Origin of the sequence: Companilactobacillus miaonis, from assembly GCF_036913615.1 — a bacterium.
Taxonomy (GTDB): Bacteria; Bacillota; Bacilli; order Lactobacillales; family Lactobacillaceae; genus Companilactobacillus.
In genome coordinates, this window is the sequence record NZ_JAYKTX010000003.1 from 98,148 (window position 1) to 124,068 (window position 25,921).

The 25,921-nt window shown below is 35.4% G+C and carries 32 protein-coding genes, 2 tRNA genes and 1 other annotated feature; of the genes, 29 read left to right on the plus strand and 5 right to left on the minus strand.

The genetic code is table 11. The features are described from left to right. Positions 1–48: 48 nt before the first annotated feature. Positions 49–324, minus strand: a complete 276-nt coding sequence (locus U8521_RS03315; protein ID WP_135371526.1) for an acylphosphatase — start codon at positions 322–324, stop codon at positions 49–51. 65 nt (positions 325–389) lie between these two features. Between U8521_RS03315 and U8521_RS03320 the strand changes: the two genes are divergently transcribed. From U8521_RS03320 to U8521_RS03380, 13 genes are all read left to right on the plus strand, one after another. Beyond that, complete coding sequence (locus U8521_RS03320) at positions 390–1,151, plus strand: TrmH family RNA methyltransferase (protein ID WP_334333004.1); 762 nt, start codon at positions 390–392, stop codon at positions 1,149–1,151. Between the two features lie 295 nt (positions 1,152–1,446). Beyond that, a complete protein-coding gene (gene pheS / locus U8521_RS03325) occupies positions 1,447–2,493 on the plus strand; it encodes a phenylalanine--tRNA ligase subunit alpha (protein ID WP_334333003.1) in 1,047 nt (348 codons plus the stop codon). A 4-nt stretch (positions 2,494–2,497) separates the two neighbouring features. Further along, positions 2,498–4,900: a phenylalanine--tRNA ligase subunit beta gene (gene pheT / locus U8521_RS03330; RefSeq protein ID WP_334351858.1), complete on the plus strand. Its 2,403-nt coding sequence runs from the start codon at positions 2,498–2,500 to the stop codon at positions 4,898–4,900. A gap of 53 nt (positions 4,901–4,953) precedes the next feature. Then, positions 4,954–6,102, plus strand: a complete 1,149-nt coding sequence (mltG, locus tag U8521_RS03335) for an endolytic transglycosylase MltG (RefSeq protein WP_334333001.1) — start codon at positions 4,954–4,956, stop codon at positions 6,100–6,102. 104 nt (positions 6,103–6,206) lie between these two features. After that, on the plus strand, positions 6,207–6,683 hold the full coding sequence (gene greA, locus U8521_RS03340) for a transcription elongation factor GreA (protein WP_334333000.1): 477 nt from the start codon (positions 6,207–6,209) through the stop codon (positions 6,681–6,683). Between the two features lie 50 nt (positions 6,684–6,733). Next, a complete protein-coding gene (locus U8521_RS03345) occupies positions 6,734–7,030 on the plus strand; it encodes a HesB/YadR/YfhF family protein (RefSeq protein WP_334332999.1) in 297 nt (98 codons plus the stop codon). A gap of 24 nt (positions 7,031–7,054) precedes the next feature. Next, positions 7,055–9,163 carry a peptidoglycan D,D-transpeptidase FtsI family protein gene (locus tag U8521_RS03350; protein ID WP_334332998.1) on the plus strand — a complete coding sequence of 703 codons (2,109 nt, stop codon included), beginning with the start codon at positions 7,055–7,057 and terminating at the stop codon, positions 9,161–9,163. Between the two features lie 88 nt (positions 9,164–9,251). Beyond that, on the plus strand, positions 9,252–9,401 hold the full coding sequence (gene rpmG, locus U8521_RS03355) for a 50S ribosomal protein L33 (RefSeq protein ID WP_010019383.1): 150 nt from the start codon (positions 9,252–9,254) through the stop codon (positions 9,399–9,401). A gap of 53 nt (positions 9,402–9,454) precedes the next feature. Continuing rightward, positions 9,455–10,012 carry a 5-formyltetrahydrofolate cyclo-ligase gene (locus U8521_RS03360; RefSeq protein ID WP_334332997.1) on the plus strand — a complete coding sequence of 186 codons (558 nt, stop codon included), beginning with the start codon at positions 9,455–9,457 and terminating at the stop codon, positions 10,010–10,012. Next, a complete protein-coding gene (locus U8521_RS03365; RefSeq protein ID WP_334351859.1) occupies positions 10,005–10,676 on the plus strand; it encodes a rhomboid family intramembrane serine protease in 672 nt (223 codons plus the stop codon). The genes U8521_RS03360 and U8521_RS03365 overlap by 8 nt, the downstream gene beginning before the upstream one ends. Further along, a complete protein-coding gene (locus tag U8521_RS03370) occupies positions 10,669–10,902 on the plus strand; it encodes a YqgQ family protein (protein ID WP_135371516.1) in 234 nt (77 codons plus the stop codon). The genes U8521_RS03365 and U8521_RS03370 overlap by 8 nt, the downstream gene beginning before the upstream one ends. Then, positions 10,899–11,861 carry an ROK family glucokinase gene (locus tag U8521_RS03375; protein WP_334351860.1) on the plus strand — a complete coding sequence of 321 codons (963 nt, stop codon included), beginning with the start codon at positions 10,899–10,901 and terminating at the stop codon, positions 11,859–11,861. Before U8521_RS03370 ends, U8521_RS03375 begins: the two co-directional genes overlap by 4 nt. Before the next feature lie 12 nt (positions 11,862–11,873). Further along, positions 11,874–12,281 (plus strand): rhodanese-like domain-containing protein, encoded by a 408-nt coding sequence (locus tag U8521_RS03380; RefSeq protein ID WP_334332994.1) that lies wholly within the window; start codon positions 11,874–11,876, stop codon positions 12,279–12,281. A gap of 46 nt (positions 12,282–12,327) precedes the next feature. Here U8521_RS03380 and U8521_RS03385 read toward each other — a convergent pair whose 3' ends face one another. Beyond that, complete coding sequence (locus U8521_RS03385; RefSeq protein ID WP_334332993.1) at positions 12,328–12,522, minus strand: DUF3042 family protein; 195 nt, start codon at positions 12,520–12,522, stop codon at positions 12,328–12,330. An 87-nt stretch (positions 12,523–12,609) separates the two neighbouring features. On the opposite strand from U8521_RS03385, the gene miaA reads away from it, so the two are divergent. The 4 genes from miaA (at position 12,610) to U8521_RS03405 (ending at position 16,218) form a co-directional block, all read left to right on the plus strand. Beyond that, positions 12,610–13,536 (plus strand): tRNA (adenosine(37)-N6)-dimethylallyltransferase MiaA, encoded by a 927-nt coding sequence (miaA, locus tag U8521_RS03390; protein ID WP_334351861.1) that lies wholly within the window; start codon positions 12,610–12,612, stop codon positions 13,534–13,536. After that, complete coding sequence (locus tag U8521_RS03395) at positions 13,529–14,782, plus strand: methionine gamma-lyase family protein (protein ID WP_334332991.1); 1,254 nt, start codon at positions 13,529–13,531, stop codon at positions 14,780–14,782. The genes miaA and U8521_RS03395 overlap by 8 nt, the downstream gene beginning before the upstream one ends. An 89-nt stretch (positions 14,783–14,871) precedes the next feature. Further along, positions 14,872–15,003, plus strand: coding sequence for a hypothetical protein (locus U8521_RS03400; protein WP_281275481.1), 132 nt, complete (start codon positions 14,872–14,874; stop codon positions 15,001–15,003). Between the two features lie 231 nt (positions 15,004–15,234). After that, entirely contained in the window at positions 15,235–16,218 is a 984-nt protein-coding gene (locus tag U8521_RS03405) for a cation diffusion facilitator family transporter (RefSeq protein WP_334351862.1), read from the plus strand. 55 nt (positions 16,219–16,273) lie between these two features. Here the strand turns inward: U8521_RS03405 and U8521_RS03410 are convergent. The 3 genes from U8521_RS03410 to U8521_RS03420 all read right to left on the minus strand — a co-directional run bounded on the left by U8521_RS03410 (position 16,274) and on the right by U8521_RS03420 (position 17,236). After that, a tRNA-Arg gene (locus U8521_RS03410) sits at positions 16,274–16,347 on the minus strand. A gap of 188 nt (positions 16,348–16,535) precedes the next feature. Beyond that, positions 16,536–16,609, minus strand: a tRNA-Arg gene (locus tag U8521_RS03415). Between the two features lie 426 nt (positions 16,610–17,035). Further along, a complete protein-coding gene (locus U8521_RS03420) occupies positions 17,036–17,236 on the minus strand; it encodes a hypothetical protein (RefSeq protein ID WP_334332989.1) in 201 nt (66 codons plus the stop codon). Between the two features lie 182 nt (positions 17,237–17,418). Here U8521_RS03420 and U8521_RS03425 point away from each other — a divergent pair, with 182 nt between their 5' ends. From U8521_RS03425 to U8521_RS03480, 12 genes are all read left to right on the plus strand, one after another. After that, positions 17,419–18,822 carry a carboxylesterase family protein gene (locus tag U8521_RS03425; protein ID WP_334351863.1) on the plus strand — a complete coding sequence of 468 codons (1,404 nt, stop codon included), beginning with the start codon at positions 17,419–17,421 and terminating at the stop codon, positions 18,820–18,822. A gap of 101 nt (positions 18,823–18,923) precedes the next feature. Beyond that, complete coding sequence (locus U8521_RS03430) at positions 18,924–19,175, plus strand: hypothetical protein (RefSeq protein ID WP_334332987.1); 252 nt, start codon at positions 18,924–18,926, stop codon at positions 19,173–19,175. A 100-nt stretch (positions 19,176–19,275) separates the two neighbouring features. Then, complete coding sequence (locus U8521_RS03435; protein ID WP_334351864.1) at positions 19,276–20,829, plus strand: hypothetical protein; 1,554 nt, start codon at positions 19,276–19,278, stop codon at positions 20,827–20,829. A gap of 52 nt (positions 20,830–20,881) precedes the next feature. Continuing rightward, positions 20,882–20,949: a sequence feature (ribosomal protein L21 leader region), on the plus strand. Positions 20,950–20,958: 9 nt separating this feature from the next. Further along, positions 20,959–21,270 (plus strand): 50S ribosomal protein L21, encoded by a 312-nt coding sequence (rplU, locus tag U8521_RS03440; protein ID WP_059073571.1) that lies wholly within the window; start codon positions 20,959–20,961, stop codon positions 21,268–21,270. A 2-nt stretch (positions 21,271–21,272) separates the two neighbouring features. After that, a complete protein-coding gene (locus tag U8521_RS03445) occupies positions 21,273–21,617 on the plus strand; it encodes a ribosomal-processing cysteine protease Prp (RefSeq protein WP_334351865.1) in 345 nt (114 codons plus the stop codon). 12 nt (positions 21,618–21,629) lie between these two features. Beyond that, positions 21,630–21,902 (plus strand): 50S ribosomal protein L27, encoded by a 273-nt coding sequence (gene rpmA, locus U8521_RS03450; protein WP_135374143.1) that lies wholly within the window; start codon positions 21,630–21,632, stop codon positions 21,900–21,902. 137 nt (positions 21,903–22,039) lie between these two features. Then, entirely contained in the window at positions 22,040–22,603 is a 564-nt protein-coding gene (efp, locus tag U8521_RS03455; protein WP_334332984.1) for an elongation factor P, read from the plus strand. Between the two features lie 23 nt (positions 22,604–22,626). Further along, positions 22,627–23,046 carry an Asp23/Gls24 family envelope stress response protein gene (locus tag U8521_RS03460; protein WP_135374139.1) on the plus strand — a complete coding sequence of 140 codons (420 nt, stop codon included), beginning with the start codon at positions 22,627–22,629 and terminating at the stop codon, positions 23,044–23,046. Positions 23,047–23,051: 5 nt separating this feature from the next. Then, positions 23,052–23,456: a transcription antitermination factor NusB gene (gene nusB, locus U8521_RS03465; RefSeq protein WP_334332983.1), complete on the plus strand. Its 405-nt coding sequence runs from the start codon at positions 23,052–23,054 to the stop codon at positions 23,454–23,456. Between the two features lie 28 nt (positions 23,457–23,484). Further along, the gene (locus U8521_RS03470) at positions 23,485–24,345 is read left to right on the plus strand and encodes a bifunctional 5,10-methylenetetrahydrofolate dehydrogenase/5,10-methenyltetrahydrofolate cyclohydrolase (RefSeq protein WP_334332982.1); all 861 of its coding nucleotides are present in this window, start codon (positions 23,485–23,487) and stop codon (positions 24,343–24,345) included. Then, positions 24,338–25,687 (plus strand): exodeoxyribonuclease VII large subunit, encoded by a 1,350-nt coding sequence (gene xseA, locus U8521_RS03475; RefSeq protein WP_334332981.1) that lies wholly within the window; start codon positions 24,338–24,340, stop codon positions 25,685–25,687. Before U8521_RS03470 ends, xseA begins: the two co-directional genes overlap by 8 nt. After that, a complete protein-coding gene (locus tag U8521_RS03480; RefSeq protein ID WP_135374131.1) occupies positions 25,680–25,919 on the plus strand; it encodes an exodeoxyribonuclease VII small subunit in 240 nt (79 codons plus the stop codon). Before xseA ends, U8521_RS03480 begins: the two co-directional genes overlap by 8 nt. The last annotated feature ends 2 nt before the right edge of the window (positions 25,920–25,921 follow it).

Genomic DNA, 25,921 nt, shown 5'->3' on the forward strand with positions numbered 1-25,921 from the left:
CACCCTTTTAATGTATATACAGTAATATACGTTAACTAATTTGACGTTTCAACCAATCACTGTGAATTTCTTGTAATGTTGCAAGTCGTCAGAAAAAGTATAGTCCAATTTGTTAACTTTTCCAAAGGGTGATGGTGAAGATTTAACCCGATTTAAGAAAATATAAAGAATTTTTTGTTCAGCTTCAGCTTCAATCGAGACCGAACCATCTAGTTCATTCTTGATCGTACCTGTGACGCCTAAATCAACTGCAACTTGCAAGGTCGAATAACGAAAACCAACGCCTTGAACTAAACCATCAACGTTAATTGAAAGATGTTTCACTACTGATCACCTCAAATCATCTTATGTGTTAATATTTATATTATAGAACAAGAGGGATGGGACTTATGAAATATATTGAATCTAAAAAAAATGATGAAATCAAGCAATTAAAGAAATTAGCTCTAACAAAAAATATTCGTAAAACGGGAACCTATGTCGTAGAAGGTTTTCATTTAGTACGTGAAGCTGATCAATATGAACAAGAATTTGTAAAATTATTAGTTACAGAGAAGTACACTGAAGATCGTCTAGTAAAAAAATATCATGACATTGCCGTTTCAATCTCGGAAGATGTTGCTAAAGAATTATCAGAAACAAAGACACCTCAAGGAATTTTTGCAGTTTTAAAAGTTAATAATACGGATAAACTTTCTGCAATTAATGGCAAATGGGTCATGTTAGATGACGTTCAAGACCCAGGTAACGTCGGTACAATCATTCGAACAGCTGATGCTGCTGGTTACAACGGCGTGATCACAAGTTTAGATACAGCTGATTTCTATCAACCTAAAGTTCAACGTTCCATGCAAGGAAGCCAATTCCACTTACCAATTTATCGGATGAATATCAATGATGCAATAACTTTGGCAAAGGAATCTGATTTAACGATCTATGGTTCAGAAGTTAATGACCAAGCTAAACCATACAATGAATTGGCCAAGAAAGATAGTTTTGCTTTGATCATGGGTAACGAAGCTCATGGTGTTAGCCAAGACGTTTTGAATCAAGCTGATGAAAATATTTATATTCCAATCCTCGGTCAAGCGGAATCGCTTAATGTTGCTGTGGCTGCCGGAGTATTGATGTATGGATTACAAACTTTGTAAAAACTTGCGAAACTTTTGAGATTTTGTATAATGAGTCATATGAAAATAAAATTAAACTTTGATGAAAAATAGTAATCACGGATTTCATGACAGGAAGAGTCGGCGACTGAGAAGACTTAATGAAAGAAATGACGAATTCACTTTCTGAGTTTAAAAGTTGGTCACTATATAACCGCTTGAGTGCATGTCTTGAACATGAACTAGGGTGGTACCGCGAGTCCTCGTCCCTTATTTTGGGATGAGGATTTTTTTAGTGTTCAAAATCTTCGAGAATAAAGCAGTGCAGGAGGAAAATATGTCATTAGATGATAAGTTAAAAAGCTTAAGAGAAAATGGTATCGATGAAGCAAAACGTGCCGAAAAACTTCAAGAATTAAATGATTTACGAGTTAATTTGCTAGGTAAGAAAGGTCCTATTACTAAGGCTTTACGTGGAATGAAAGACGTTCCCGCTGAAAAGCGTCCTGAAATTGGTACTTTAGCTAATAATGTTAAAAAAGATATTCAAGCAGCTATTGAAGAAAAGATGACTGAATTAAATGAAAAATTAGTTGCTCATCAACTTCAAGAAGAAAAAATTGATGTTACTTTGCCTGCAACTAAGCAAGTTCAAGGTACTAAACATATTTTGAATCAAACGATCGAAGATATCGAACAATTCTTTATTGGATTGGGTTATGAAGTAGCACCAGGTTATGAAGTTGAAGAAGATCACTACAACTTTGAAAGATTGAATATCCCAAAGGATCATCCAGCACGTGACATGCAAGATACTTTCTATTTGTCAGATGAATTGTTGATGAGAACACAAACCTCTGCACAAGAAGGACGTGATATGGAAGCCCATGACTTTTCTAAGGGTCCTTTGAAGATGATTTCACCCGGAGTTGTTTACCGCCGTGATGACGATGATGCAACGCACTCTCATCAATTCCACCAAATTGAAGGCTTGGTAGTTGATAAGAACATTAGTATGGCCGATCTTAAAGGAACACTAGAAGCACTTTGTCGTCACGTCTTTGGTGATGAACGTGAAATTCGTTTCAGACCAAGTTACTTCCCATTTACTGAACCTTCCGTTGAAGTTGATGTTTCTTGCTTCAATTGTGGTGGAGAAGGTTGCCGTATTTGTAAGTACACTGGTTGGATCGAAGTTTTAGGTGCTGGACTAACTCATCCCAATGTTTTGAAGATGTCAGGAATTGATCCTAATGAATATAGTGGAATGGCATTTGGCCTTGGCCCAGAACGTTTTGCCATGCTTAAATATGGAATCAATGATATTCGAGACTTCTACCTAAATGACGTCAGATTCCTAGAACAATTCAAAGGAGTAAATTAAGATAATGAAAATTTCGATTGATTGGTTAAAAGAATTCATCCCGGTTACACACACAGTTGAGGAAATGGCTGATAAAATTTCTTTGACAGGTATCGAATCAGGACCTGTTAATTTAGGCGAGGAATTGACTGGCTTGGTAGTCGGACATATTACTAGCGTGACACCACATCCGGATTCAGATCATTTAAAAGTTTGCCAAGTTGATGTTGGTGAAGACGAGGATATTCAAATTGTCTGTGGTGCTCCAAATGTGGCCAAAGATCAATACGTTATTGTGGCAAAACACGGATCACACTTGCCAAATGGCGTTAGAATCAAGCGTGGTAAATTGCGTGGACAAGAGTCAAACGGGATGATTTGTGGTCTTGATGAAGTTGGTGTTCCCGCTCAATATATGCCTAAAGAATTTGAAAATGGTATTTATGTTTTCGACCAACCACAAACACCAGGTCAAGAAGTATATGATTTGTTAGGTTTAAAGGATCAAATGATCGACATTGATATCACACCTAATCGTGCAGATACTTTGGGTATGCGTGGTGCTGCTTGGGAAATCGGTGCTACTTACGATGAAAAACCTAGTTTTAAAAAGCCTGAATTAGATGATACTAAGGTCAAGGATTCTAATGATTTGTCAGTTAACGTTGAAGAAAAGGATTTAGTACCTGATTATCTAGTTCGTGAATTAAAAGACATTACTGTAGGTAAGAGTCCTCTTTGGATTCAAAGAAGACTTTGGAATCAAGGCATTCGTCCAGTAAACAGTGTGATCGATGCGGCTAATTACGTTATGATTGAATATGGTCAACCAATTCAAGCTTATGATTTGGATAAGTTGGCTGGCGAATTAACGGTCAAAAAAGCTCACGATGGTGATAAATTACAATTAGTCGATGAAGATAAAGTTTTGAATCACAATGATTTAGTCGTTACTTCGGGTGACAAAGTGCTTGGCCTAGCAGGAATTGTTAATGGAAAGCTAGCTAGTGTGGATGAAAATACTAAAAACGTTGTTTTAGAAGCTGGTGTATTTGATGGGGCTAGTGTTAGAAAGGCCGCCCAAAGACATGACCTTCGTGACGATGCTTCTAACCGCTTTGAAAAGGGCGTTGACAATGGGATCGTTTCAGAAGCTCTGGTTCGTGCAACTTCTTTAACAGATCAATTTAGTTCAGCCAAAGAAATTTCAAACGAAATCGCCGGTAATTTCACACAAGCAAAACCAACAGTGATCAATGGTAGTATCAAGCATATCAATCATTTGATGGGATTAAATTTAGCAACTGAAGAAATTGTAAAGATTTTAGATCGTCTTGGTTTTGAAACTAAGGTAGAGGGCGACAAGTTAACTGTCACTGTACCAACACGTCGTTGGGATATGGAAATTGAAGCCGACGTCGTAGAAGAAGTAAACCGTATTTATGGCTATGAAAACTTACCAAATACTTTACCTGCTGGAATGGAAACTCGTGGTGGATATAGTAAGAAGCGTGAGTTCAGTAACAAGCTACGCGATTGTTTATTGGGTGAAGGTATGGATGAAGTTATCAACTATTCACTTTTGAGTAAAAAAGAAGTTGACGATTTTAATACGATTCATTCTGAATACACGAAGTTGTTGCATCCAATGACAGAAGATCATGAATATCTTCGTAATAGTTTGATTCCTGGACTAGTTCGTAATGTTGCTTATAATCAAGCTAGAAATGAAAATGATCTCAGAATTTTTGAACAAGCTAGAATCTTTAATCGTGAAAAAGGGGTTGCTCGTCCACAAGAAATTGAGTACATTGCTGGAGCAATCAGTGGAAATGTTGTCGATGCTTCTTGGAATACTAAGGCACAAAAGGCTGATTTCTATTATCTCAAAGGTATCGTTGATGAATTATTGAGTTTCACTAATGCTGATGCTAAATTTGAGTATGTTGCAACGAGCGACTATACCAATTTGCATCCTGGTCAAACTGCCAAGATCTTGGCAAATGGTCAAGTGGTTGGTTTGATTGGAAAACTCCATCCTAAGTATCAAAAGAGTCAAAGTGTTGATGATACTTTTGTCTTCGAATTAAACATCGATGCCTTATTCAATTTGAATCCTAGAAATGTCCAATCACAAAGTGCACCTAAGTATCCAAGCATTAGTCGTGACCTAGCAATTTTGGTCAAGAGTGATGTTGAAAATGGTGAAATCATAGATGATATTTATGCTAATGGGGGCAAATATCTGAATGATGTAACTATTTTCGATGTTTATGAAGGTAAAAATATTAAGACTAACTATAAATCACTGGCATACCATTTAGAGTTTTTGAACCCTAATGATACGTTGACTGATGAGGAAGTTGAAAAAGCATTCTCTCTAGTTAAAGACAGTTTAGTTCAAAAATTTAATGTGGAAATTAGATAATTATTCCGTAACTAATGGTATAATTCTAATAAATTAACTCGGGAGGCTGTGTCTTGAGCCAAAAGGATGAAAAAAAAGAAGCATTAAAGCAAGAGTCGGATGACAAAATTAGAACTCGTGCCAATGAACGTTCAGTAGCAAATCATATTGCTTACTGGATTGTTGGCGTGATTGCGGTTTTGGCCGTTGTTGTAGCGATAATTGGCTTTAATTATGTGAATAGCTCACTCCAACCATACAATGCGAATAGCAAAGAGGATATTGTTGTTAACATTCCAGTTGGATCTTCAAGTAAAGATATTGCGAAGAAACTGGAAAAAGATAAGGTTATTAAGAGTGCAACAGTTTTCAATTTTTATATAAAGGCACAAAATTACACTAATTTTCAAGCTGGATATTATACTTTCAAACAGTCTTGGGATTTGAGTTCAATTGTTAAGCAGCTTCAAAAGGGCGGTAGTGCTCAACCAACTGGGACGGCATCAAATACAGTGCTAGTTCGTGAAGGTGTCACAATTGATCAAATTGGTACCCAGATTGCCAAGAGTACTAAGTATTCGAAGAAACAATTCTTGGCTTTGATGAAGAATGAAAAGTATATGAAAGAGCTTCAAAAGAAGTATCCTCAATTACTTGATTCGACTATGAAGAAAAAGAATGTTCGTTATCACTTGGAAGGTTATTTATTCCCTGCAACGTATAATGTATACAAGGGATTTAGTTTGAAAGAGATAGTTAATCAGATGGTTGAGAAGGAAAATGATGAATTAACACCATACTACTCAACTATTAAAGAAAAAGGCTATACAGTCCAAGATATTTTGACTTTGGCTTCGTTAGTTGAACGAGAAGGTGTTACAAAGGCAGATCGTAAGAAGATTGCTGGAGTCTTCTTTAATCGTTTAGCTATTGATATGCCACTTCAGTCAGATATCTCAGTTATGTACGCTCTAAATACGCATAAGACTAAATTAACTAATAAAGATACCAGTGTAAAATCACCTTATAACTTGTATAAGAATACTGGGTTTGGACCTGGACCTTTCAACACCCCAAGTCTCCAGTCAATTGAGGCAACATTGAATCCATCAGATAGAAGTCAAAACTATCTTTACTTCTATGCTAACTTGAAGACTGGTAAGGTTACATATTCACATACACTTGAAGAACATGAGAGTGGTTATGCAAGTACCGGACAATAAGGTATAATTGAACAATAATAAAATGTCATCTAATCTTGGTTGATTAGATGACATTTTAAAATTAGAATATTAATAAATGATTTTGAAACGAGGAAGTTATAAAAATGGCAGATAAAAGTTATCCTATGACAGCTGAAGGTAAGAAAAAGCTGGAAGAAGAATTAGAAAATTTGAAGAAAGTTAAACGTCCAGAAGTTATCAATCGTATTAAGATTGCTAGAAGTTTTGGTGATTTATCAGAAAATTCTGAATACACTTCAGCTAAGGATGAACAAAGTGTGGTTGAATCACGTATTTCAACTATTATCGATATGCTTCACTATGCTAATGTTATTGATACTGATGAAGTAGCTAGTGATGAAATTTCAATCGGTAAAAAAGTTACTGTTCAAGAAGATGGAGAAGAACCTGACGTTTATACAATCGTTGGTGCTGCTGAATCAGATCCTGATGCTGGTAAAATTTCAAATGATTCACCGATTGCTAAAGCCTTGCTCGGCAAGCGTGTTGGTGATGTTGTAACAGTTGAAACACCTGTTGGCAGCTACGATTTAACTGTTAAGTCCGTTGAAGTTGCGTAATGAATACGTTTTCTGTTATGTTTACCGTATAAAATATTGAGGTGAATGTTATGAAAATAGAATTGACGGATGAAGCAACAAAGTGGTTTGAAGAAGAATTAGACTTGGTACCTGGGGATGGGATCCATTTCTATGGTAAGGTCTATGGTAAAACAATGGTTCACGATGGCTTCTCAATCGCTATGCGTAAGGAAAAGCCAGTGAATCCAGAGTCCAGTACAGTAATCAATGGGATTACTTATTTCATTACTGATAGTGATACTTGGTTTTTTGAAAGATATGACTTATTAGTAGAATATGACCCTAAACTTGATGGACCAAAATATATTTTTAAATCTAATGAATAACTATTCGCTTTTTTGAAGGGTAATATGAGAAGAATACTAGATATAATCAAGAAGAGAACAGGTAGTCAGGCACGGTCTACTATTCCATTTAGGTTAAATTTGCTGTTCTTTATCGTCTTTGTTTTATTTGCAATGTTAGTTGGCCAACTTGCATATCTCCAAATAGTTTATGGTGGTAAGTTCCAAGCTGAGGTTGATCGAACGGATAAGACAGAAATGACAGGCAGTGTTCCTCGTGGAATGATTTATGATTCAAAGGGTAGACTCTTGGTGGGTAATTCAACTGAAAATGCTATCACATATACTAAGAGTGGTAGTGTTAAATCGAGTGATATCTATCAAATCGTTAACCGACTTACCAAATATTTAACAGTCGAAACAACAAACTTGAGTAGTCGAGATAAAGCAGATTACATTTTAGCTAAACCTGGTATGTCGACGAAGGTTACTAAACAAATGCCTAAGTCATATCGTGTTGATTCAAATGGTGATTCGCTCTCGACTAATAAAGTTTACGCTAATGAAGTTAAATATATCGAGCAACAAGGTATTCATTTGAATGATAAAGACCTTCAAAGGGCAACTTTATTCAAAAAAATGAGTTCGGCCTATTCACTTTCAACAGTCTTTTTGAAAGATAAAGATCTAACAGCTCGAGAAATTGCTGAAGTTAGTGAACATTTAACAGAATTACCCGGTGTAAGTATTGGTAGTAACTGGGAAAGAGAATATCCACAAGGTAAATCAATTGAAAGTATCATTGGTGGAGTATCAACCGAACAACAAGGTATTCCTGATAGTGAATTGAATACGATGTTAGCTTCTGGATATTCACGAAATGATCGTGTCGGAACTAGTTACCTAGAAAAGAGTTATGAATCAATTCTTTCTGGTACCAAGAGTATCCGTGACGTTCAAGTTGGTTCAAATAATCAAATTAAGAAAAGTAAAGTAGTTTATAAAGGTCAAAAGGGTGGAAACCTTAATTTGACGATTGATTCAAAGTTCCAGAAACAAGTTCAAAGTGCTTTGGAAGAACAATACAGTGCTGCTAAATCAGCTGGTATTACACAATATTCTGATGGTGCTTATGTTGTGGCAATGAATCCAAAAACTGGTGCAGTTTTGGCGATGGCCGGAATTCACAATAACCCTCAAACAGGTAAAACGACTGAAGATGCTTTAGGTGTAATCAATCGGACGTTTGTTATGGGTTCTGCAGTTAAGGGTGCGACAGTTTTAGGTGCGATGATGGATGGCGTTATTTCACCATCAAATAACACCTTAGCTGATAATCCGATTTACTTACCAGGTACACCGGTTAAGAAATCTGTTTATCCAATTGGTACCTTTAGTAGTTTGAGTGCAGTTCAAGCACTACAATTTTCATCTAATGAGTATATGATGGCACTAGCTATGAAAGAAGCTAATGCAAAATATACACCACACTCATATATTCATATGGATTCAGATATTTTCTCTAAATTGAGAGGTTACTTTAATCAATTTGGTTTAGGTGTCAAAACTGGTATTGATATTTCTGGTGAAACTACCGGTATCGAAGGTGCAACCACTAATAGTGATGGTGCGTTAAAGACTGGTTCTGCACTGGATTTATCTTATGGTAACTATGACGCCTATACATTGATTGAAATGGCTCAATATATCTCCACGATTGCTAATGGCGGTTATCGTATGAAACCATACGTTGTTCAATCGATTCAAAAGACAAAGAACGATGGAACGAAAGGTGCGTTGACATCCGTTACTAAGCCTTCTATTTTGAATAAGGTTGGTTTTACTCAGGATGAATTAAACGTTGTTAGAAAAGGTATGTACGCAGCTGTTCATGGTAGTGGTTATTGGACAACAGCAACTCGTTTAGCTGATATTTCGCCTTCAGTTGCTGCTAAAACTGGTACAGCTCAATCTTTCTATTACAATCCTGAAAATCCTTCATCCGATCCACCAGAAACAATCACAACTAGTTTGGTAACATTTGGACCGTATGAAGATCCTAATATTGCAATGGCTATCGTCTTTCCTAATCTAACTTCTGAAAAGGGAAGTTATGCCCAATTACTTGCAAAAGAGATCTATACGGACTACTTTAAACTTACAGGACAGAAATAATCCTAATTTGACCTTTTAAAATATCCGAAAAAATGATATATTTAATTAGTTGAATTTAGTTAAGTATTTATGAAAGGATGTTCCAAAGATGAGAGTTAATATAACAATGGAATGTACTTCATGTCATGAACGTACATATCTAACAAGCAAGAGCAAACGTAACAATCCTGATCGTCTTGAACTTAAGAAGTATTGTCCACGTGAACGTACTGTTACATTGCATCGTGAAACAAAATAAACAACAGGTTAAAATCCCTGTTGTTTTTTTTTACTAGGACTGGGAGTGATTAGTTGGATAAAGTAAGCTTTAGAAAAAAGCAAATTGATTTGGTCAGTCAGTTTATGAAATCTGATAAGGCTCAAAAAGAGATCAATAATATTTATTTTCAGCTTTTTAACGATTTAGATTTTCAAAACGCTCCGACAATTGGAATTACTTTGAGTATGAATGATGAAATACCAACTTTTCCAATTATTAATCAAGCTTTTGAAATGGGGAAAGAAGTCTATGTTCCAAAAACTTTTCCGGATTATTCAATGACTTTTGTTAAATACACTAAAGATACTGAATTGACCGAAAATACTTTTGGGGTGAGAGAACCTAAAGAATATGATAATAATTTGATGGATCCACCAGATTTGTTGATTGTTCCTGGATTGGCTTTTTCGGCTGATAAAGATCGTTTAGGTTTTGGTACTGGTTATTTTGACCGTTACCTTGCTAAATATCCCACTAAAACGCTTGCTTTAGCTTTGTCACAACAATATTATTCCCAAACCCCATGGCCGGTTTACGTTTTAGATAAACCAGTCGATAAGATTATCACTTCGGGTAATGAAAATGTTTAATAGACGAAGTAACGCATATGTGACGTGGATTCTTTTAATTATTACCATTGCGGTTTTTCTTCTTGAAACGTTAATGGGTGGCTCACAGAACATTAATACACTAATGATGTTAGGTGCAAAAACTAACAACAGTATTCAAATCGGTCAGTGGTGGAGATTAATTACACCAATATTTTTACATATTGGCATCTTCCATATTTTCATGAATGGGTTTACACTGTTATATGTTGGTCAAATATTAGAACCCATGGTTGGTCATTGGCGCTTTTTAGTAATTTATCTCTTGAGTGGTATTACTGGTAATTTGGCTAGTTTTGCTTTTGGGGACAGTAATGCTATCTCAGCCGGTGCTAGTACATCCTTATTCGGAATGTTTGGTGCCTTTTTGGCATTAGCTATGATTTACCGTGAGAATCGTTTTTTAACTGAATTAGGAAAAAGCTTTTTAGGGTTAATTGTAATTAATTTATTAATGGATCTGACTATGTCAGGAATTGATATTTGGGGTCATTTGGGTGGTGCTGTCGGCGGATTTTTGTTGGCGTACGCCTTAAGTTTACCCGGTATCAAACGTCCAAAAGTTTACATTCGAATATTGGCTTTAGTATTAGTTGTAGCTGTTTCTTACTATATGTATGCAAAAGGTATGATAGTTTATGGATGATAGAATGAGTTTTACGACTCTTTATGACGTTCAACAACTACTGAAAAGATTTGGAACTTATGTCCATGTTGGTAAACGCATCTGGGATATAGAGTTAATGTTCATAGAAGTTAAACGCTTGTATGAGAGTCAAATGATCGACAAAAAGACTTTTATTAGTGCTCAATTGGTCTTAAAACGGGAGCATAGAAAAGAAGAAGAGAAAGAAAAGGACAGATCAAAGTGACAGACAAAAAGTTAATCGGTGTTGACCTTGGTGGTACAACAATTAAATTTGCTATTCTTACTAATAAAGGTGAGATTCAACAAAAATGGAGTATTGAAACAAATATTCTTTCAGATGGACAATTGATTATTCCTGATATCATCGATTCAATTAATCATCATATCAAAATGTATGATATGAATATCGATCAATTTGACGGAATTGGTTTGGGTTCACCTGGTACAATTGATCATGAAAGAGGTACGATCAAAGGTGCTTTTAACCTTAACTGGACTGATGAAGTTTACCCAGTTCGTGATATTCAAAAAGGTACAGGTCTTCCTGTAGTAATTGAAAATGATGCTAATGTTGCAGCTCTTGGTGAAAGATGGCAAGGTGCTGGTAACAATGCTGACGATGTTGTTTTCGTAACACTTGGAACAGGTGTTGGTGGTGGTATCATCGCTAATGGTAAGTTGATTCAAGGTCAAAATGGTGCCGCTGGTGAAATTGGCCACGTTACAGTTGATCCTAATGGATTCATGTGTACTTGTGGTAAGAGAGGTTGTCTAGAAACAATCGCTTCAGCAACAGGTATCGTTCGTGTTGCTAGAGATCGTGCATCAGAATATGCTGGTAGTTCAGAACTTAAAGCTACGCTAGATGATGGACAAGATATCTCAGCCAAGGACGTTTTCGATTTAGCTAAGAAAGACGACGATTTAGCACTTATGGTTGCTGATTACGTTTGTGATTCACTTGGATTTGTTCTTGGTAACATCGCCAATACTTTGAATCCTAAATATATCGTTATCGGTGGTGGTGTTTCAGCCGCTGGTGAATTCTTGTTGAACAAAGTTGATAAAGCTATGCGTGCTAACGAATTTGCTACTATCAAAGACTCAACTGAATTAAGACTTGCTAGTCTTGGTAACGGTGCAGGTGTTATTGGTGCTGCTTCATTGATTAAAGTTGATTAGGGGTTTGTGTTAATGCAAGTATTAAATGCAGTTTTGTACGTTATTGTCATTGGTTTTATTGTTTATTGGGTTGGCTCATGGTTGTACTACTGGTTCAAAGGTAGACAAATGGGTGGCTCAATTGATCAAAAGACCTTTGAAAAAACAATGAGAAAAGCTCAAATTGTTGATTTGAGAGAAAAAAATGTATTCGATGCAAAACATATCCTTGGAGCAAGAAACCTCCCATATACGCAATTAAAGTACAATGAGAGCGAATTGCGCCCAGATCTTCCAGTTTATTTATATGGAGATAGTAAGAATATTTGTGTTCGTGCTGCTATCAAATTAACAAAGAAGTATGGCTTTACTGATGTTAAGTGGTTAGAGGACCGCTTCAGTGATTGGGAAGGTCAAACTAAAAAGACTACTAAATTATAAAAAAATGCTGTGCAGAAATTAATCTGACACAGCATTTTTTTATTTATTAACCTTGGTGAGCTTGTAGGCTCTTACGGTTAGCGCGTTTGCGATTTTCTTCGACACGTTCATTTTCTGCATTTTCAGGTTCGATGACCTTCTTCTTGAATGCATGCAATGCACCGTAAACTGCAGTAGCTGTTGTTAATGAACCAACAAGGAAGCCTTTAACAAAACGTAAATGTTTTTGATTTTTTGCCATAATAATTTTCCTCCTGTCTTTAGTTCTCATTATGGCTTATTTCCTTTAAAATATCTATAAAAGACTAATATTAAGTGGGGTAATTTTTTGAAAAAAGTTATTGCAATCGTTGGACCGACCGCTGTAGGTAAAAGCGCTTTAGGTTTAAAATTAGCAAAAAAATATAATAGTGAAATTATTTCTGGAGATTCAATGCAAATATATCGTAATTTGGATATTGGCACTGCTAAGGATTCTCCTGAGGAGTTAAAAGCTGTCCCACATCATCTAGTTGATATTTGTGATCCAGATATTCGTTATACTGTAAAAGATTTTCAAGTACGTGCAAAAAAAATTATTACTGATTTGAATGATCAAGGCAAAGTGCCTTTTGTGGTCGGTGGAACAGGATTTTATTTGAGTTCCTTGATCAATAATTTAAATTTAGGTGGCAAAGCTGACAGCGATGATAAATTACGTCAAAAATTGCAGACCATGGCTGATAACGGAGAAATTTTGGATTTACAACAGAGACTTAAATCAGAAGATCCATTAGCATATGAAAAAATTGATGTCGAAAATCCCAGACGTTTGATTCGAGCAATTGAAGTTTTTGAAACCACCGGACAATCAATTGCCGATCAACGTAATGGTGATCAATGGGCTGAATTTTATTTAATTGGTTTAACTGATGACCGTCCTAGGTTATATGAAAGAATCAATCAACGTGTCGATAAGATGATTAAGATGGGGTTACTTGATGAGGCTAGATACGTTTTTGACCATCGAGAGAGTTTTGTTCAAGCAAAAAATGCTATTGGCTATAAAGAATTATTTCCTTACTTTGAAGGAAAGAGTACACTTGAAAATTGTTTAGATGAAATCAAAAAGAATTCACGGCATTTTGCTAAACGTCAATTTACATATTTCCGTAATCAGATGGATGTTGATTGGTATAATATTAGTGATGATAATAATTATCAAAAAAAGATTGAGGATAATATTGAAAAATTTGTAGGAGGTCACAATGACTAAATGGGATGCAACTTTTCCAGATAAATTAAAAGAGGTAATCAAAGAGACTGATAAGATGATTGCTCCAAAGCTTGCTGAAATTGATGAACAAGTTTTAGACAATCAAGAGAAAGTTTTATCAGCTTTTAGAAAAGAAAGTATTGATGAAAGCAGTTTGCTCGGTACAACTGGATATGGAGATGACGATCGCGGTCGTGATCAACTTGAAGCAGTTTACTGTGATGTCTTTAAAACAGAGGCTGCATTAGTTCGTCCACAGTTTGTTTCCGGAACACACACGTTGGCAACTGCGCTCTTCGGGATGTTAAGACCAGGAGATAACCTTCTATACGTTACAGGTGAGCCTTACGATACGATGCAGGAAGTAATTGGTACAGCTGGTAACAAACGTGGTAGCTTGATCGATTATCAGATTGGCTTTGATTATGTTGAAATGAACGGCGATAAAGTTGATTTTGACTTGATGAAAAAGAAAATCAAAGAACAAAATCCTAAAGTTATCGGAATTCAAAGATCACGTGGCTATTCGACTAGAAAGAGTTTGACAGTTAGTGAAATTGCTGAGATCATCAAGCAAGTCAAGACCGTTTCCGATGCAATCATTTTTGTTGATAACTGTTATGGAGAGTTTTCAGAGACAATCGAACCAACTGAAGTGGGTGCAGACATTATGGCTGGTTCTTTGATTAAAAATGCAGGTGGTGGATTGGCAAAAGTTGGTGGCTATATCGTCGGCAAGAAGGATCTAGTTGAATTAGCCAGCTATCGTTTGACTGCCCCTGGTATCGGTGATTCAGAAGGTCCAACAATTGGACGTTTAGCCGAAATGTTCCAAGGATTCTTTTTAGCTCCTAGAGTGACTGGTAACGCAATTAAAGGCGCTATTTTTGAAGCAGGTATTTTTGAAAAAATGGGCTTAAACGTTTCACCTAAGTGGGATGCTGACCGGACAGATTTGATTCAAACCATTGAATTTAATGATCCGGATAAGATGGTTAAATTTGCCGAAATGGTTCAAAAATTCTCACCAATCGATTCTAATGTCTTGCCAGTTCCTAGTGAAATGTCAGGTTATGAAGATAAAGTCGTGATGGCAGCTGGGACTTTTGTTTCCGGAGCAAGTATTGAATTTTCTTGTGATGGACCAATGCGAGCACCTTACATTATTTACATTCAGGGTGGTTTGACATACGAGCATGTTAAGATTGCTATTTCGAATGCATGTAAAGAATTATTCTTCAAATAGAAAAATAATTATATTTTTTGAGCTGATTCTATTGTATTTTCTGCGCCGGGGTGTATAATTGGGTCTTAAATAATTTGGAGGTAAACAATATGAGATATAAAGTAACTTTAGATACTAAGCGTCAATTGTTTACCGTATTCGATAAGAAAAACACTCGGGTTTCTGCATGCGGTAAGTCAATTGAAGAAGCTATGAATAAATTATTGAAGTTGAGCGCATAGGATTTATTTCCTATTGATCATCTTTAACAAATTTTATTTTAAAATAACAATTCAATTACAAATTGTTTAAAAAACAAAATTTTTAGTTTAATGATGATATATTAAATGAGCAACGAAAGTTGCAATTCTATCCTCAACGATAAATGGGAAAAGATCTCTTTCAGTTTGAAAGGGGTCTTTTTTGTATTTTTTTATAGAAGAAGTATGCTTGAATTAAAAGAGGTAAGTTTTATGCTAGAAAAGCAAAAACACCTTCAAGAAGAACAAATACAGTGGCGCAAGTTACAGCATCAAGAATTACATAAATTACATAGTGCTCAACAGCATTTGTGGTTCAATGTTGGTGCTTATTTATTAATTTCAATTATTGAATTTTATTTAGCAATTGTTGGTCATTCACAAACATTGCGAGCTGATGCTTTGAATAATTTGGCGGGAATTATTTCAGCCGTGTTATTGTTGATCGGGATTTTTATAGCTCGTGATATTGACGATGACGATCTGATGGGAGAAGCATTGCCAGAAGATCCATTAAAAAGTGGCAAAAGATTACAACTGACAAGATTTCATTATGAAACGGTCTTTACATTGATCACCGGTATCATCATGATTGCAATTGCTTTAGACGTTATGTTTAAAGGTATTGGCAGTTTGTTGGATCAAACGAATCAAGAGATTCCCCAACCGATAACTTTACTCGGAGCAACAATAGCCATGATCATTATGTTGGTTGTTTGGTGGTTTAATAAAACTGGTGGCCGTAAATTACAAAATGCGGCTTTAACGGCAGCCGCTAAAGATAGTTTTAGTGATGCCTTGACTAGTTTTGGAACTATGGTTGCAATTGGCGGAGCTCTATTATTCAAGTTAACTTGGTTAGATGGTGCCGCTAGTATCATTGTGGGTATTTTTATTTTGGCATCCGGAATCAATATTTTTCGTGAGAGTAGTTTAAATCTAGCTGATTATTTTGATCCTAAAGTCGAAGGTCAATTTAAACAAGCGATTGAAAAATGGCCGGAAGTTCAGTCGGTCGAGGATATCAATGCACAATATAACGGTAATATGGTTACTTTGGATGTGGTGATTGCTGTCGATCCCCATATGGAAGTTAAGGACAGTTATCGCTTAGGCGAAAAAATAGAAGACCAGATGAGACATAAGTTTGGAATCGTTGATACAGATGTGATGGCGGTTCCAGCGGTGAATAAATAAAAAAGACTCATAAAAGTTGAATTAACAACAATTATGAGCCTTTTTTGAATGATTATGTCACAGGTGAGATTCGAACTCACGACCTACGGTTTAGAAGACCGTTGCTCTATCCAACTGAGCCACTGTGACATCACTCGTACTATTATAGAGAAAGTGAGGATAACTTGCAACGCTTTATTTAAAATATTTTTGTTTAATATCAAAATTACATTAAACATTGTGCAATTAATCACAATAAGTTAAACTCTCTTTAAGGGAGAAATAAAAAAATCCATAAAAGTTGAATTAACAACAATTATGGATTTTTTGAATAATTATGTCACAGGTGAGATTCGAACTCACGACCTACGGTTTAGAAGACCGTTGCTCTATCCAACTGAGCCACTGTGACATCACTCGTATTATTATAGTTAAACGTCTTATGTGATGTCAATGTAAATTTAAAAAAAGCATAAAAAAAGGTCCACTTTTTTAAAAAGTGAACCATCCCTAATAATAATTTACTGAATAACATTATTTTCCAAACAAGAAGGGTTTGTTCTCAGCCTCTAATTCGCAAAGAACTTCTCTATCTTGAATGGTTGTGGTTTTTTCGGCTTTTAATAATGATTTGATCCAATTTGTCAATTTCATAATTTTCATCTCCGAAATAATAGCAGCTTTTAATGTCATCAGCATCTGGACAAAAGCTCGCAGGTAAGGCTTCCTTTAACCTTATCTACAGCTGAATTATATCAGAAAAAATAAAATTAACATAAATATATGTCTTATTTTCAAAAAAAAATTTCATTTTTTCAAATGTAAAGGCATACATATTTTAAAATTGATTATTGAGGGATTGGGTAAGTTCCTTTCGACGTCCTTCGATGATTTCTTGTAACTCCTCAAGGTCATCTAATGTGGACTTTTTGCGGATAAAACTTCTCGCTGAAGAGCGCATGGCAATATAGTTAGCGCGCTCGCGGTGATTCTTATGCCATTTTTCATTGGCACGTTTTTGTGCATCTGTTAATACCATAAATTCCTCTCCCTTAAAGACATATCCTTGAAATTATATACAAGGTTAATTAACTTAACAAGGTAAACTATGAATAAATTTATATAACTTTCTTGTAAAAATGGTTACATGAATTCTTGTACATTATCATTTTTAGTTTAGAATATTAAATAAATCAAAATTTTGTTTGGGGGTTTATTTTGATGGATAATATTATTAAAACTACTACTGGAACTTATCAAGGAATTACAGATCATAACCACACTGATTTTTTAGGGATTCCTTTTGGATATGGTAAGAGATTTCAACGAGCTGAAGAATTTTCAATGGCTAAGTTTGGTAAAAATGAAATCAATAAATTACAGTATGCGGTTCACAATGGGATTCAGCCCATGCAAGATGAAGCCCTAAAACAAAATGATGATAAAATTCATTTTGGTGAAAATTGTTTAAATTTGGATATTTGCACACCAAATGTTGATGGTAAATTTCCAATTGTAATCGAGTTTTTCGGTGGTGGTTTTACCAAAGGTGGAAATTTTGAAAAGCAAATGTCTTGGCTTGATCATCAAAACGTTGTTCACGTTACGCCTAATTATCGTTTGGGTTTGTTCGGTTGGGGTGTTGTTGAAAATGGTGAAACTAACGTTGGCCTTTCTGACCAAATAATGGCCGTTCAATGGGTTTTTGATAATGCTGCTAGTATCGGTGGCGATGTTAACAATGTGACCTTAGTCGGCCTGTCAGCGGGTGCTAAATCAATTTCAGCGTTAATGTCTTCCAATGCCGAAATTTTAGATCGAGTGAAAAAAGTGATCTTATTTTCTGGTGGAGTACAAACAATTCGTGATATGTCGACTGCTAAAGCAGTAATCGATCGAATTTGCCAAACTAACCATATCAAGACAAGTAAAGATTTATTTAATTTAACCGATGATGGTTTGCAATTAGTTCAAGAAAAAGCTTTGAAAGGTCATTTTGCCACTAATTGGTTTGGACCAATTATAGATGAAGATTTGATCTCTTCGAATTGGCGTGAAAAACTTATACAAAGAGTTCAAAAATCTAATTTCAAAGCAATTATTTCCGCTGGAAGTAATGAATTGAAATTTTTTGAAGATATGAGTGTCGAAAAAATCAAGAAAGAAGTTTTGCCTGATTTATTTGGAAAAAACGTGGATGCATTTTGCCAAGCCTTTTTGAATGAAAATTATACAAAAGCAGAATTGATCAAGATGCTGGGGATAGCGATGTATTCATTCCCAGCTAGACGTTTGGCAGAGTTTTTGACTCAAAATAGTGACGCCGAGATTTTTTGTAACTATGCTCGAGTTGATCAAGGCCGGCACGGTGGAATCATCAAGTATTTGAACTTACCGCTGGATGATTTGAAAATTGACTACCGTAAAAATAGAAACTATATGGCAAAATTACTTTCAGAATTTATTTCCACAGGTAAACCTTATAATGAAACAATCAAATATGAATGGCCACTTTATGATGAGGACCGTTTAGTCTTGGAATTGGACCCAGATGATATAAAAAGTGTATCCGTGATAAACCGCCGTTACCCAACGGATTTGCCATGGCAATCATATAAATTGTAAAAAAAATACATTGCAATTTATAAAAGTGGCGCTTAGACTAAAGGTGTTGTGCTTAAGTTTAAGCACCTTTTTTGGTGCTTAGGATTTTAGAGGTGGGCGAATTGAAAAGAAAGTTTTCATTTGTTATTACTATTGCTTTCATTTTGATAGATGTTATTGCAGCATTTTTGACACAGCAAGCGATTATTAGTAATTTAATGGGGATTTTAATTGGTATTGGGTTAATTATTGCTTTGATACTAATAACTAGCGTAATTAGAAGATTAAAAATTAGTGGCGGTAAATTAGTGATTGCTACATTATTTTTCTTTTTGGTCATCGGCCATGTGCTTGTGACAACATTACCGATTTAATAAATTTAGAATATTTATAAAAGGATTGTGTTGAGCTAAGTCTTCACAGTCCTTTTTTAGTATAATTATTTGTGAAAATGTTTTAAGAAGGGTTATTCGTATGTCCAATCACGCACAGAAAAAAGTTGTTCTTGGAATAATTTTTTTAATACTAAGTCTTTTTTATACTGTCCTCTTTTTCAATTTTGCGGCACCTAAAGATATAATTTTCAATATTGCTCACATTAAAAGTTTGACGAATATTCTTAGTTCACCGATTAATTTTGATTATTGGAATCATTCTGGTAGCTTGATCAATTTATATAGTCCTTGGTTAACTATCAGTATGGGGAATCTATTTTTGCATGGAAACATGGTCATTGGTTTCTTAATTTTCTTTGGTGTTATTACGTATTTGACTGTTTGGAGTGCCTATCATTATATGCACCAATTTTCACAGGATACGTTTGAGGCCTTGTTGTTTTCAATCTTTTATACGCTTTCAATGAATCGTATACTGTTAGTTTTTCAAGAACAGCGCATTGAAAACTACTTAGTGATGATTTTTTTACCAATGTTTTATTATGGCGTTTTTCAAATATTCAGTGGTAGATCAAGACATTGGCTGAATTTTACTTTTGGATTAGCAATGATTTTGTGGACCAGTCCTTACGTAGCACTAGCAGTGGTGCTAACAGTCATACCAGTTGTTTTTTTGATTTTATTTAACAAAGTTTCACATCACTGGCAGTATTGGGGACAGTTGATCCTTGCGCTGTTGAAGAGTTTAGTGTTGTTCGTTTTTTTAACAATTGGTTTTATTGGACCGTTAATTGAGAATCAACTATCTAAAAAGATTGTTCAAAATCATTATCATAATTTTAATTACTTAGCTTGGATTCAAAAATTTCATTTATCGCAGACAAATTTGTATTTACTTTTATTTACCGTGGCCTTGATTCTTTTATTACTAGGAATTGTTTTTTTGAAAAGTCCGTTCAGTTATAAAGTCATCATGCTGGAATTAATTCCTTTAATTTATTTTTCAGTTGTAAAAATAAATTTGCCTTATGATTTTAGTCGTCTGATTTTGGCGTTTCGAACAATCATCGATTTCTTTTTGATCTTGGTAGCAATTAGAATAATCATGTTACTGTTTCAAGAAAGTCCGGCCGTTGTCCGGCTGTTGATCGTGTTAGTGGCAGTGGTCATGATGGGGAGTGGAAATTACTTTTTTGCACAAAGTCAACAGACATTACCCTTAAAAATCAATCAAAAAATCAATTATCATAAAATAGTTACGAATTACCATGACCAAGCCGCTAGGGCTAACAATCATTATTTGATCAATGGGAATAGTCAAAAAATTCAATTTTTTACTAAAGGCGGAAATTATTGGATTCAATATTACAACTCACAAGTAGTAACAATGGATATACCAATTCAAATGTATCCAGGTAATCAGATTACTGTTAATAACGAAAGAACCCGAATCAAGCGAACTGATCTCAATACAGTCCAATTACGAACTGATCCAAATAAAAATATTATTGAAGTACATTCCCATCACACACTGATAGCTTTCATCTGCTTGTTACTAAACGGAATTGGCTTTGTCAGCTTGCTGTATCTTTTTATTCATCAAAAACAACGTAAAAATAAAAAAATTGATTAGAGAGTTGAAAAAGTATGTGAAATTTGCTATATTTTATTAGTTGCAATCGCTATTGCATCTACAACCGCTCAAAACTAGGTTTAAGCTTAGTGCACCTAGTTGGCGAGTCTTAGAAGGGAGTGTACGCTTATGTACGCAATTATTAAAACTGGTGGTAAGCAATATAAAGTTGAAGAAAACTCTTCAATCTATGTTGAAAAGCTTGATGTCAAAGAAGGAGACGCTGTTACATTTGACGATGTAATTTTAGTTTCTGATGGCAAGTCTGTTAAAGTTGGTAGCCCTGTAGTTGAAGGCGCTAGTGTTTCTGGTAAGGTTGAAAAGCAAGGTAAGGAAAAGAAAGTTGTTACTTACAAGTACAAACCTAAGAAGCATTCACATACAAAGACAGGTCACCGTCAACCATATACAAAGGTACTTATCGATAGTATCAAGGCTTAATCATGATAAGAGCTAGTTTTCATCACGATTCCAACGACAAGATCGATTCATTCCTAATCAAAGGACATGCCGATTCTGGCCCCTACGGTCAAGATTTGGTCTGTGCCGCTGTTTCGGCAGTGACTATTGGAACGATTAACAATATGGAAAAGTTGACTGAGGCTAAACCTCAAGTTGTTATTGATGAAGTCAACGGTGGCCATCTTGGTTGCCAGTTTGGTAAAGCTGTATCACATGATACGGAATTACTTTTGGAAAACTTATTTTGGACATTGAAAGATGTCGAAGGTAGTTATCCTCAAAACATTGAAGTTCAAGTACAAAAAAATAAGATAGATTTTGATTAGGAGGTAAATTTCATGCTTAAGATGAATTTACAATTTTTCTCTCACCATAAGGGTGGTGGATCAACTTCCAACGGCCGTAACTCAGCTGGTCGTAGACTAGGTGCAAAGCGTGCTGATGGACAAGCTATCACTGCTGGTGCAATTATTTACAGACAACGTGGTACAAAGATTCACCCTGGTACAAACGTTGGTCGCGGTGGCGACGACACATTGTTCGCCCTTACAGACGGTGTTGTTAAGTTCGAAAGACTTGGCAAGAACAAGAAGAAAGTTTCAGTATATTAATATATTGAGAAAAAAAGAGGACAATGTTCCTCTTTTTTTTATATAATAAGTGTGAGATATTGCCATTAACACCGAAATATTGGTAAGATATTGTATAGTGTTTTATGGGATGAATTTAATTAACCAAGGAGAATAGTATGTCAATTTCAGTAAATGATTTTAAAAATGGTTTAACAATCGAAGTAAAAGATGGTATCTGGCGTGTTGTAGAATTTCAGCATGTTAAGCCTGGTAAAGGTAGTGCCTTTGTTCGTTCAAAGTTAAAGAACCTTAGAACTGGTGCCGTTCAAGAAATGACATTTAGATCAACAGCTAAAGTTGAAAAGGCAAATATCGAAAACAAGAAGATGCAATATCTTTACGCTGACGGTGACAACTATGTTTTCATGGATACAACTACTTATGAACAACTTTCATTACCAGGTGATGAAATCAGAGATGAGTTGAAATATTTGAAAGAAAACATGGAAGTTAGTGTCATTATGTATAATGGTGAAACACTAGGTGTTGATTTACCAAATACAGTTGACCTCAAGGTTGTTGAGACAGAAGCTTCAATCAAAGGTGATACACAATCTGGTGGTTCTAAACCAGCTACAATGGAAACAGGTGTAGTTGTTCAAGTACCATTCTTCGTTAACGAAGGTGACATGTTAACTATTAACACACAAGATGGTACATACATTTCACGTGCTAATTAATAATTGATTATGGAGATAAGTTTATGGCTGAACAAAAATATGTTTCTCTACAACAAGATAGTGGAAAAATAAACGGTAATGTTGAAATATCACATCAAGTTATTGAAATCTTACTTGGAATCGCCACAAATCAAGTTGATGGTGTCTATGAAATGAGAGGTACGATTTCTAACCGGATCGACTCACTTTTCGGCATTATCAATCATGGTAAGGGTGTCGATGTGTCATTTAATGATGACCAAATATCTGCTGATGTATACGTATATTTGGACTATGGTGTTTCGATCCCTAAAGTTTCATTAGAGATCCAAAAATCAGCCATTGAACAACTTGAATTCATGACCGATTTAGATTTGAGTGAAATCAACGTACATGTCGTAGGATTGATCGCTAAAAGAGATACTGGCGAAATCGAACGTGTAACAACAGATAAAAAGGACTAAAACTAGTGATAAATAGACATAAAATCAGAGAACTCGCAGTTCAATCACTATTTTCTATTGAAACGACTAAGGATGAGCCTCAAGATGCTATTTCTTCTACCATGCAATTATGCGATTTAGCTACGGAGCCAGTTCCAGATTATTTAACATTCTTAGTTTCTGGTGTTATTGAACACCAAGATGACCTTGATAAAGAAATTGCCGCTCATTTGAAAAACAAATGGACCGTTTCACGTTTGTCAAGAATTGACCGTTCAATTTTACGTGTCGGGTTATTTGAAATGGAAAACAGTTTAGAAGTACCAAAGAAAGTGGCTATTGATGAAGCAATTCAGATAGCTGGTGACTTTGGCGATAAGGACTCTAAGTCCTTCATAAATGGAATATTATCTAATTTTGTAGAAGGGTAAGGCTGGTGAATTATTTACCAGCCTTTTTATGGTGATTAGTGTGAAATTATTAGAGGGAAAAAAAGTAGCGCAAGCATTAGATGAAACAATGACTAAACGAGTACAACTGCTCAAACAAAAAGGAATTACTCCAGGTCTTGCTGTAATTTTAGTTGGAGACAACAGTGCTAGTGCCGTTTATGTTAGAAATAAGAAACGCCGTGCTGAAAAATTAGGAATCGACTTTCAATTAATTCACTTCGATGCCACCGTTAGTGAAAAAGAATTGTTAGCTAAAATTGATGAATTAAACCACGATCAAACAATTGATGGATTTATCGTACAATTACCAGTTCCAGATCACATTGATGAAGATAAGGTGATTGAAGCTATTAGTCCCAAAAAAGATGTCGATGGTTTTACACCTATCAGTGTTGGAAATCTTTGGATTGGAACGCCACTAACTAAGCCGGCTACTGCTTCAGGAATTTTGATGATGTTAGATTACTACAACGTTAATTTAGATGGTAAAAATGTCGTTATCGTTGGACGTAGTAACATTGTTGGAAAACCCACTGCTGCTTTGATGCTAGATCGTAACGCCACTGTTACGATTACGCATTCTCACACAAAACACCTCAAAGAAATAACTAAAAAGGCTGATGTGCTAGTAGTTGCCATTGGACAAAGTAAATTCATTACTAAAGAATATGTCAAAGATCAAGCCATTGTGATTGACGTTGGTATGGATCGTGACGAAAATGGAAAACTTTGTGGAGACGTTGACTTTGATGATGTTAAAGAAAAAGTTTCCATGATCACACCTGTTCCTGGTGGTGTTGGTCCAATGACGATTACTGCCTTAGTAGATCAAGTGATCGAATTAGCCGAAGGCAGGGCAAATGGATAATGAACAATATTTAACCGTTACAGCTTTAACACAATATTTGAAAAGAAAATTTGACGTTGATCCTTATTTAGGTCACGTTTATTTGATGGGAGAAATTTCAAATTTTCGGATGCGACCAAATGCTCATCAATACTTTTCACTTAAAGACGATAAGGCTAAGATTTCGGCGATTATGTTCAAATCAAACTTCAGTAAAGTGAAATTTCGTCCGGAAGAAGGAATGAAAGTTCTAGTTAAGGGAAGAATTTCACTCTATGAACCAAGTGGTTCCTATCAAATTTACGTTGAATCGATGGAACCAGATGGTTTAGGAGCATTGTATTTGGCATTTGAACAGTTGAAGAAGAAATTGGCGGCTGAAGGTGTATTTGACTTGCCTAAGAAGCCAATTCCTCAATTTCCGAAAAAGATTGCTGTTGTAACCAGCCAATCAGGTGCAGTTATTCATGATATTATGACGACTGTCCAGAGACGTTTCCCAATTGTCCAACTAGTGCTTTATCCAGCACAAGTTCAAGGGCAAGAAGCAGCACCGACTATTGTCAAGCAGTTAAAGCGAATCAATGAAGATGGTGGTTACGATACAATTATTATTGGACGTGGTGGTGGTTCGATCGAAGATCTCTGGCCATTTAATGAAGAAATTGTGGCTCAAGCCATCGTTCAAAGCCAAATTCCAGTGATTAGTTCAGTTGGACATGAAACAGATACGACGATTGCAGATCTAGTAGCTGATCTTCGGGCGGCAACACCAACTGCGGCAGCTGAACTGGCAACGCCAGTTTTACGAGATGTTTTGGTTCATCTTCAAGATTTGAATACAAGGCTTTACAACGCTCAATTTCAAATCATTGCTAACTACCGGGATAAGGTTAAAAACTTAGCTCAGAACGTATTTTTGCAACAACCAGAGCGAATCTATTCAGTTTATTCTGAAAAGGTTGACCGGTTAAAAAATACTTTGGAACAAAATTTGAATAATCAGCTGTATCATTCTAAAAGTGAACTGATCAATTATGCTAATCGTTTGGTACAAGCTTCACCACGTGACCAAATTTACAGTAACGCTAATCAAGTTAATCGACTGTATCAAATTTTGATCAATAACATCAATAAGATTATCAATAAAGACCGTAATATATTTAATAGTAGAGTTGCTGCGCTAGATTCATTGAGTCCATTAAAGACTTTGAGCCGTGGCTTTGCTATTCCGACTGATAAATCTGGAAAAGTTTTAAAAGATGTTTCTGATTATCAAAAGGATCAAATAGTTAACTTGCGTGTGACAAAGGGTAACGTTAAATTAATAACCACAGAAGTAAGTGAGGATAAAAATGACTGAAAAGAAAAAAACTTTTGAAGAGAACCTTGCTGATTTAGAAGAAATCGTCACTAATCTTGAATCTGGTAATGTACCACTTGAAGAAGCCATGGAAAAGTTCAAGAAGGGTGTTACTCTTAGTAAAGAATTGGAAAAAACTTTGAGTGATGCAGAAGAGACTGTCACTAAAGTCATGACTAAAGATGGCGAGGAAATCAACATTAAACAAGATCAAAATAAGGATCAAGATTAATT

Excerpts from the sequence above, each read along its gene's own strand:
- U8521_RS03320 (WP_334333004.1), top strand. The coding sequence starts at position 390 with ATGAAATATATTGAATCTAAAAAAAATGATGAAATCAAGCAATTAAAG.
- pheS (WP_334333003.1), top strand. The coding sequence starts at position 1,447 with ATGTCATTAGATGATAAGTTAAAAAGCTTAAGAGAAAATGGTATCGAT.
- pheT (WP_334351858.1), top strand. The coding sequence starts at position 2,498 with ATGAAAATTTCGATTGATTGGTTAAAAGAATTCATCCCGGTTACACAC.
- greA (WP_334333000.1), top strand. The coding sequence starts at position 6,207 with ATGGCAGATAAAAGTTATCCTATGACAGCTGAAGGTAAGAAAAAGCTG.
- U8521_RS03345 (WP_334332999.1), top strand. The coding sequence starts at position 6,734 with ATGAAAATAGAATTGACGGATGAAGCAACAAAGTGGTTTGAAGAAGAA.
- U8521_RS03350 (WP_334332998.1), top strand. The coding sequence starts at position 7,055 with ATGAGAAGAATACTAGATATAATCAAGAAGAGAACAGGTAGTCAGGCA.
- rpmG (WP_010019383.1), top strand. The coding sequence starts at position 9,252 with ATGAGAGTTAATATAACAATGGAATGTACTTCATGTCATGAACGTACA.
- U8521_RS03365 (WP_334351859.1), top strand. The coding sequence starts at position 10,005 with ATGTTTAATAGACGAAGTAACGCATATGTGACGTGGATTCTTTTAATT.
- U8521_RS03370 (WP_135371516.1), top strand. The coding sequence starts at position 10,669 with ATGGATGATAGAATGAGTTTTACGACTCTTTATGACGTTCAACAACTA.
- U8521_RS03380 (WP_334332994.1), top strand. The coding sequence starts at position 11,874 with ATGCAAGTATTAAATGCAGTTTTGTACGTTATTGTCATTGGTTTTATT.
- U8521_RS03385 (WP_334332993.1), bottom strand. The coding sequence starts at position 12,522 with ATGGCAAAAAATCAAAAACATTTACGTTTTGTTAAAGGCTTCCTTGTT.
- U8521_RS03395 (WP_334332991.1), top strand. The coding sequence starts at position 13,529 with ATGACTAAATGGGATGCAACTTTTCCAGATAAATTAAAAGAGGTAATC.
- U8521_RS03400 (WP_281275481.1), top strand. The coding sequence starts at position 14,872 with ATGAGATATAAAGTAACTTTAGATACTAAGCGTCAATTGTTTACCGTA.
- U8521_RS03405 (WP_334351862.1), top strand. The coding sequence starts at position 15,235 with ATGCTAGAAAAGCAAAAACACCTTCAAGAAGAACAAATACAGTGGCGC.
- U8521_RS03420 (WP_334332989.1), bottom strand. The coding sequence starts at position 17,236 with ATGGTATTAACAGATGCACAAAAACGTGCCAATGAAAAATGGCATAAG.
- U8521_RS03425 (WP_334351863.1), top strand. The coding sequence starts at position 17,419 with ATGGATAATATTATTAAAACTACTACTGGAACTTATCAAGGAATTACA.
- U8521_RS03435 (WP_334351864.1), top strand. The coding sequence starts at position 19,276 with ATGTCCAATCACGCACAGAAAAAAGTTGTTCTTGGAATAATTTTTTTA.
- rplU (WP_059073571.1), top strand. The coding sequence starts at position 20,959 with ATGTACGCAATTATTAAAACTGGTGGTAAGCAATATAAAGTTGAAGAA.
- U8521_RS03445 (WP_334351865.1), top strand. The coding sequence starts at position 21,273 with ATGATAAGAGCTAGTTTTCATCACGATTCCAACGACAAGATCGATTCA.
- rpmA (WP_135374143.1), top strand. The coding sequence starts at position 21,630 with ATGCTTAAGATGAATTTACAATTTTTCTCTCACCATAAGGGTGGTGGA.
- efp (WP_334332984.1), top strand. The coding sequence starts at position 22,040 with ATGTCAATTTCAGTAAATGATTTTAAAAATGGTTTAACAATCGAAGTA.
- U8521_RS03460 (WP_135374139.1), top strand. The coding sequence starts at position 22,627 with ATGGCTGAACAAAAATATGTTTCTCTACAACAAGATAGTGGAAAAATA.
- U8521_RS03470 (WP_334332982.1), top strand. The coding sequence starts at position 23,485 with ATGGTGATTAGTGTGAAATTATTAGAGGGAAAAAAAGTAGCGCAAGCA.
- xseA (WP_334332981.1), top strand. The coding sequence starts at position 24,338 with ATGGATAATGAACAATATTTAACCGTTACAGCTTTAACACAATATTTG.
- U8521_RS03480 (WP_135374131.1), top strand. The coding sequence starts at position 25,680 with ATGACTGAAAAGAAAAAAACTTTTGAAGAGAACCTTGCTGATTTAGAA.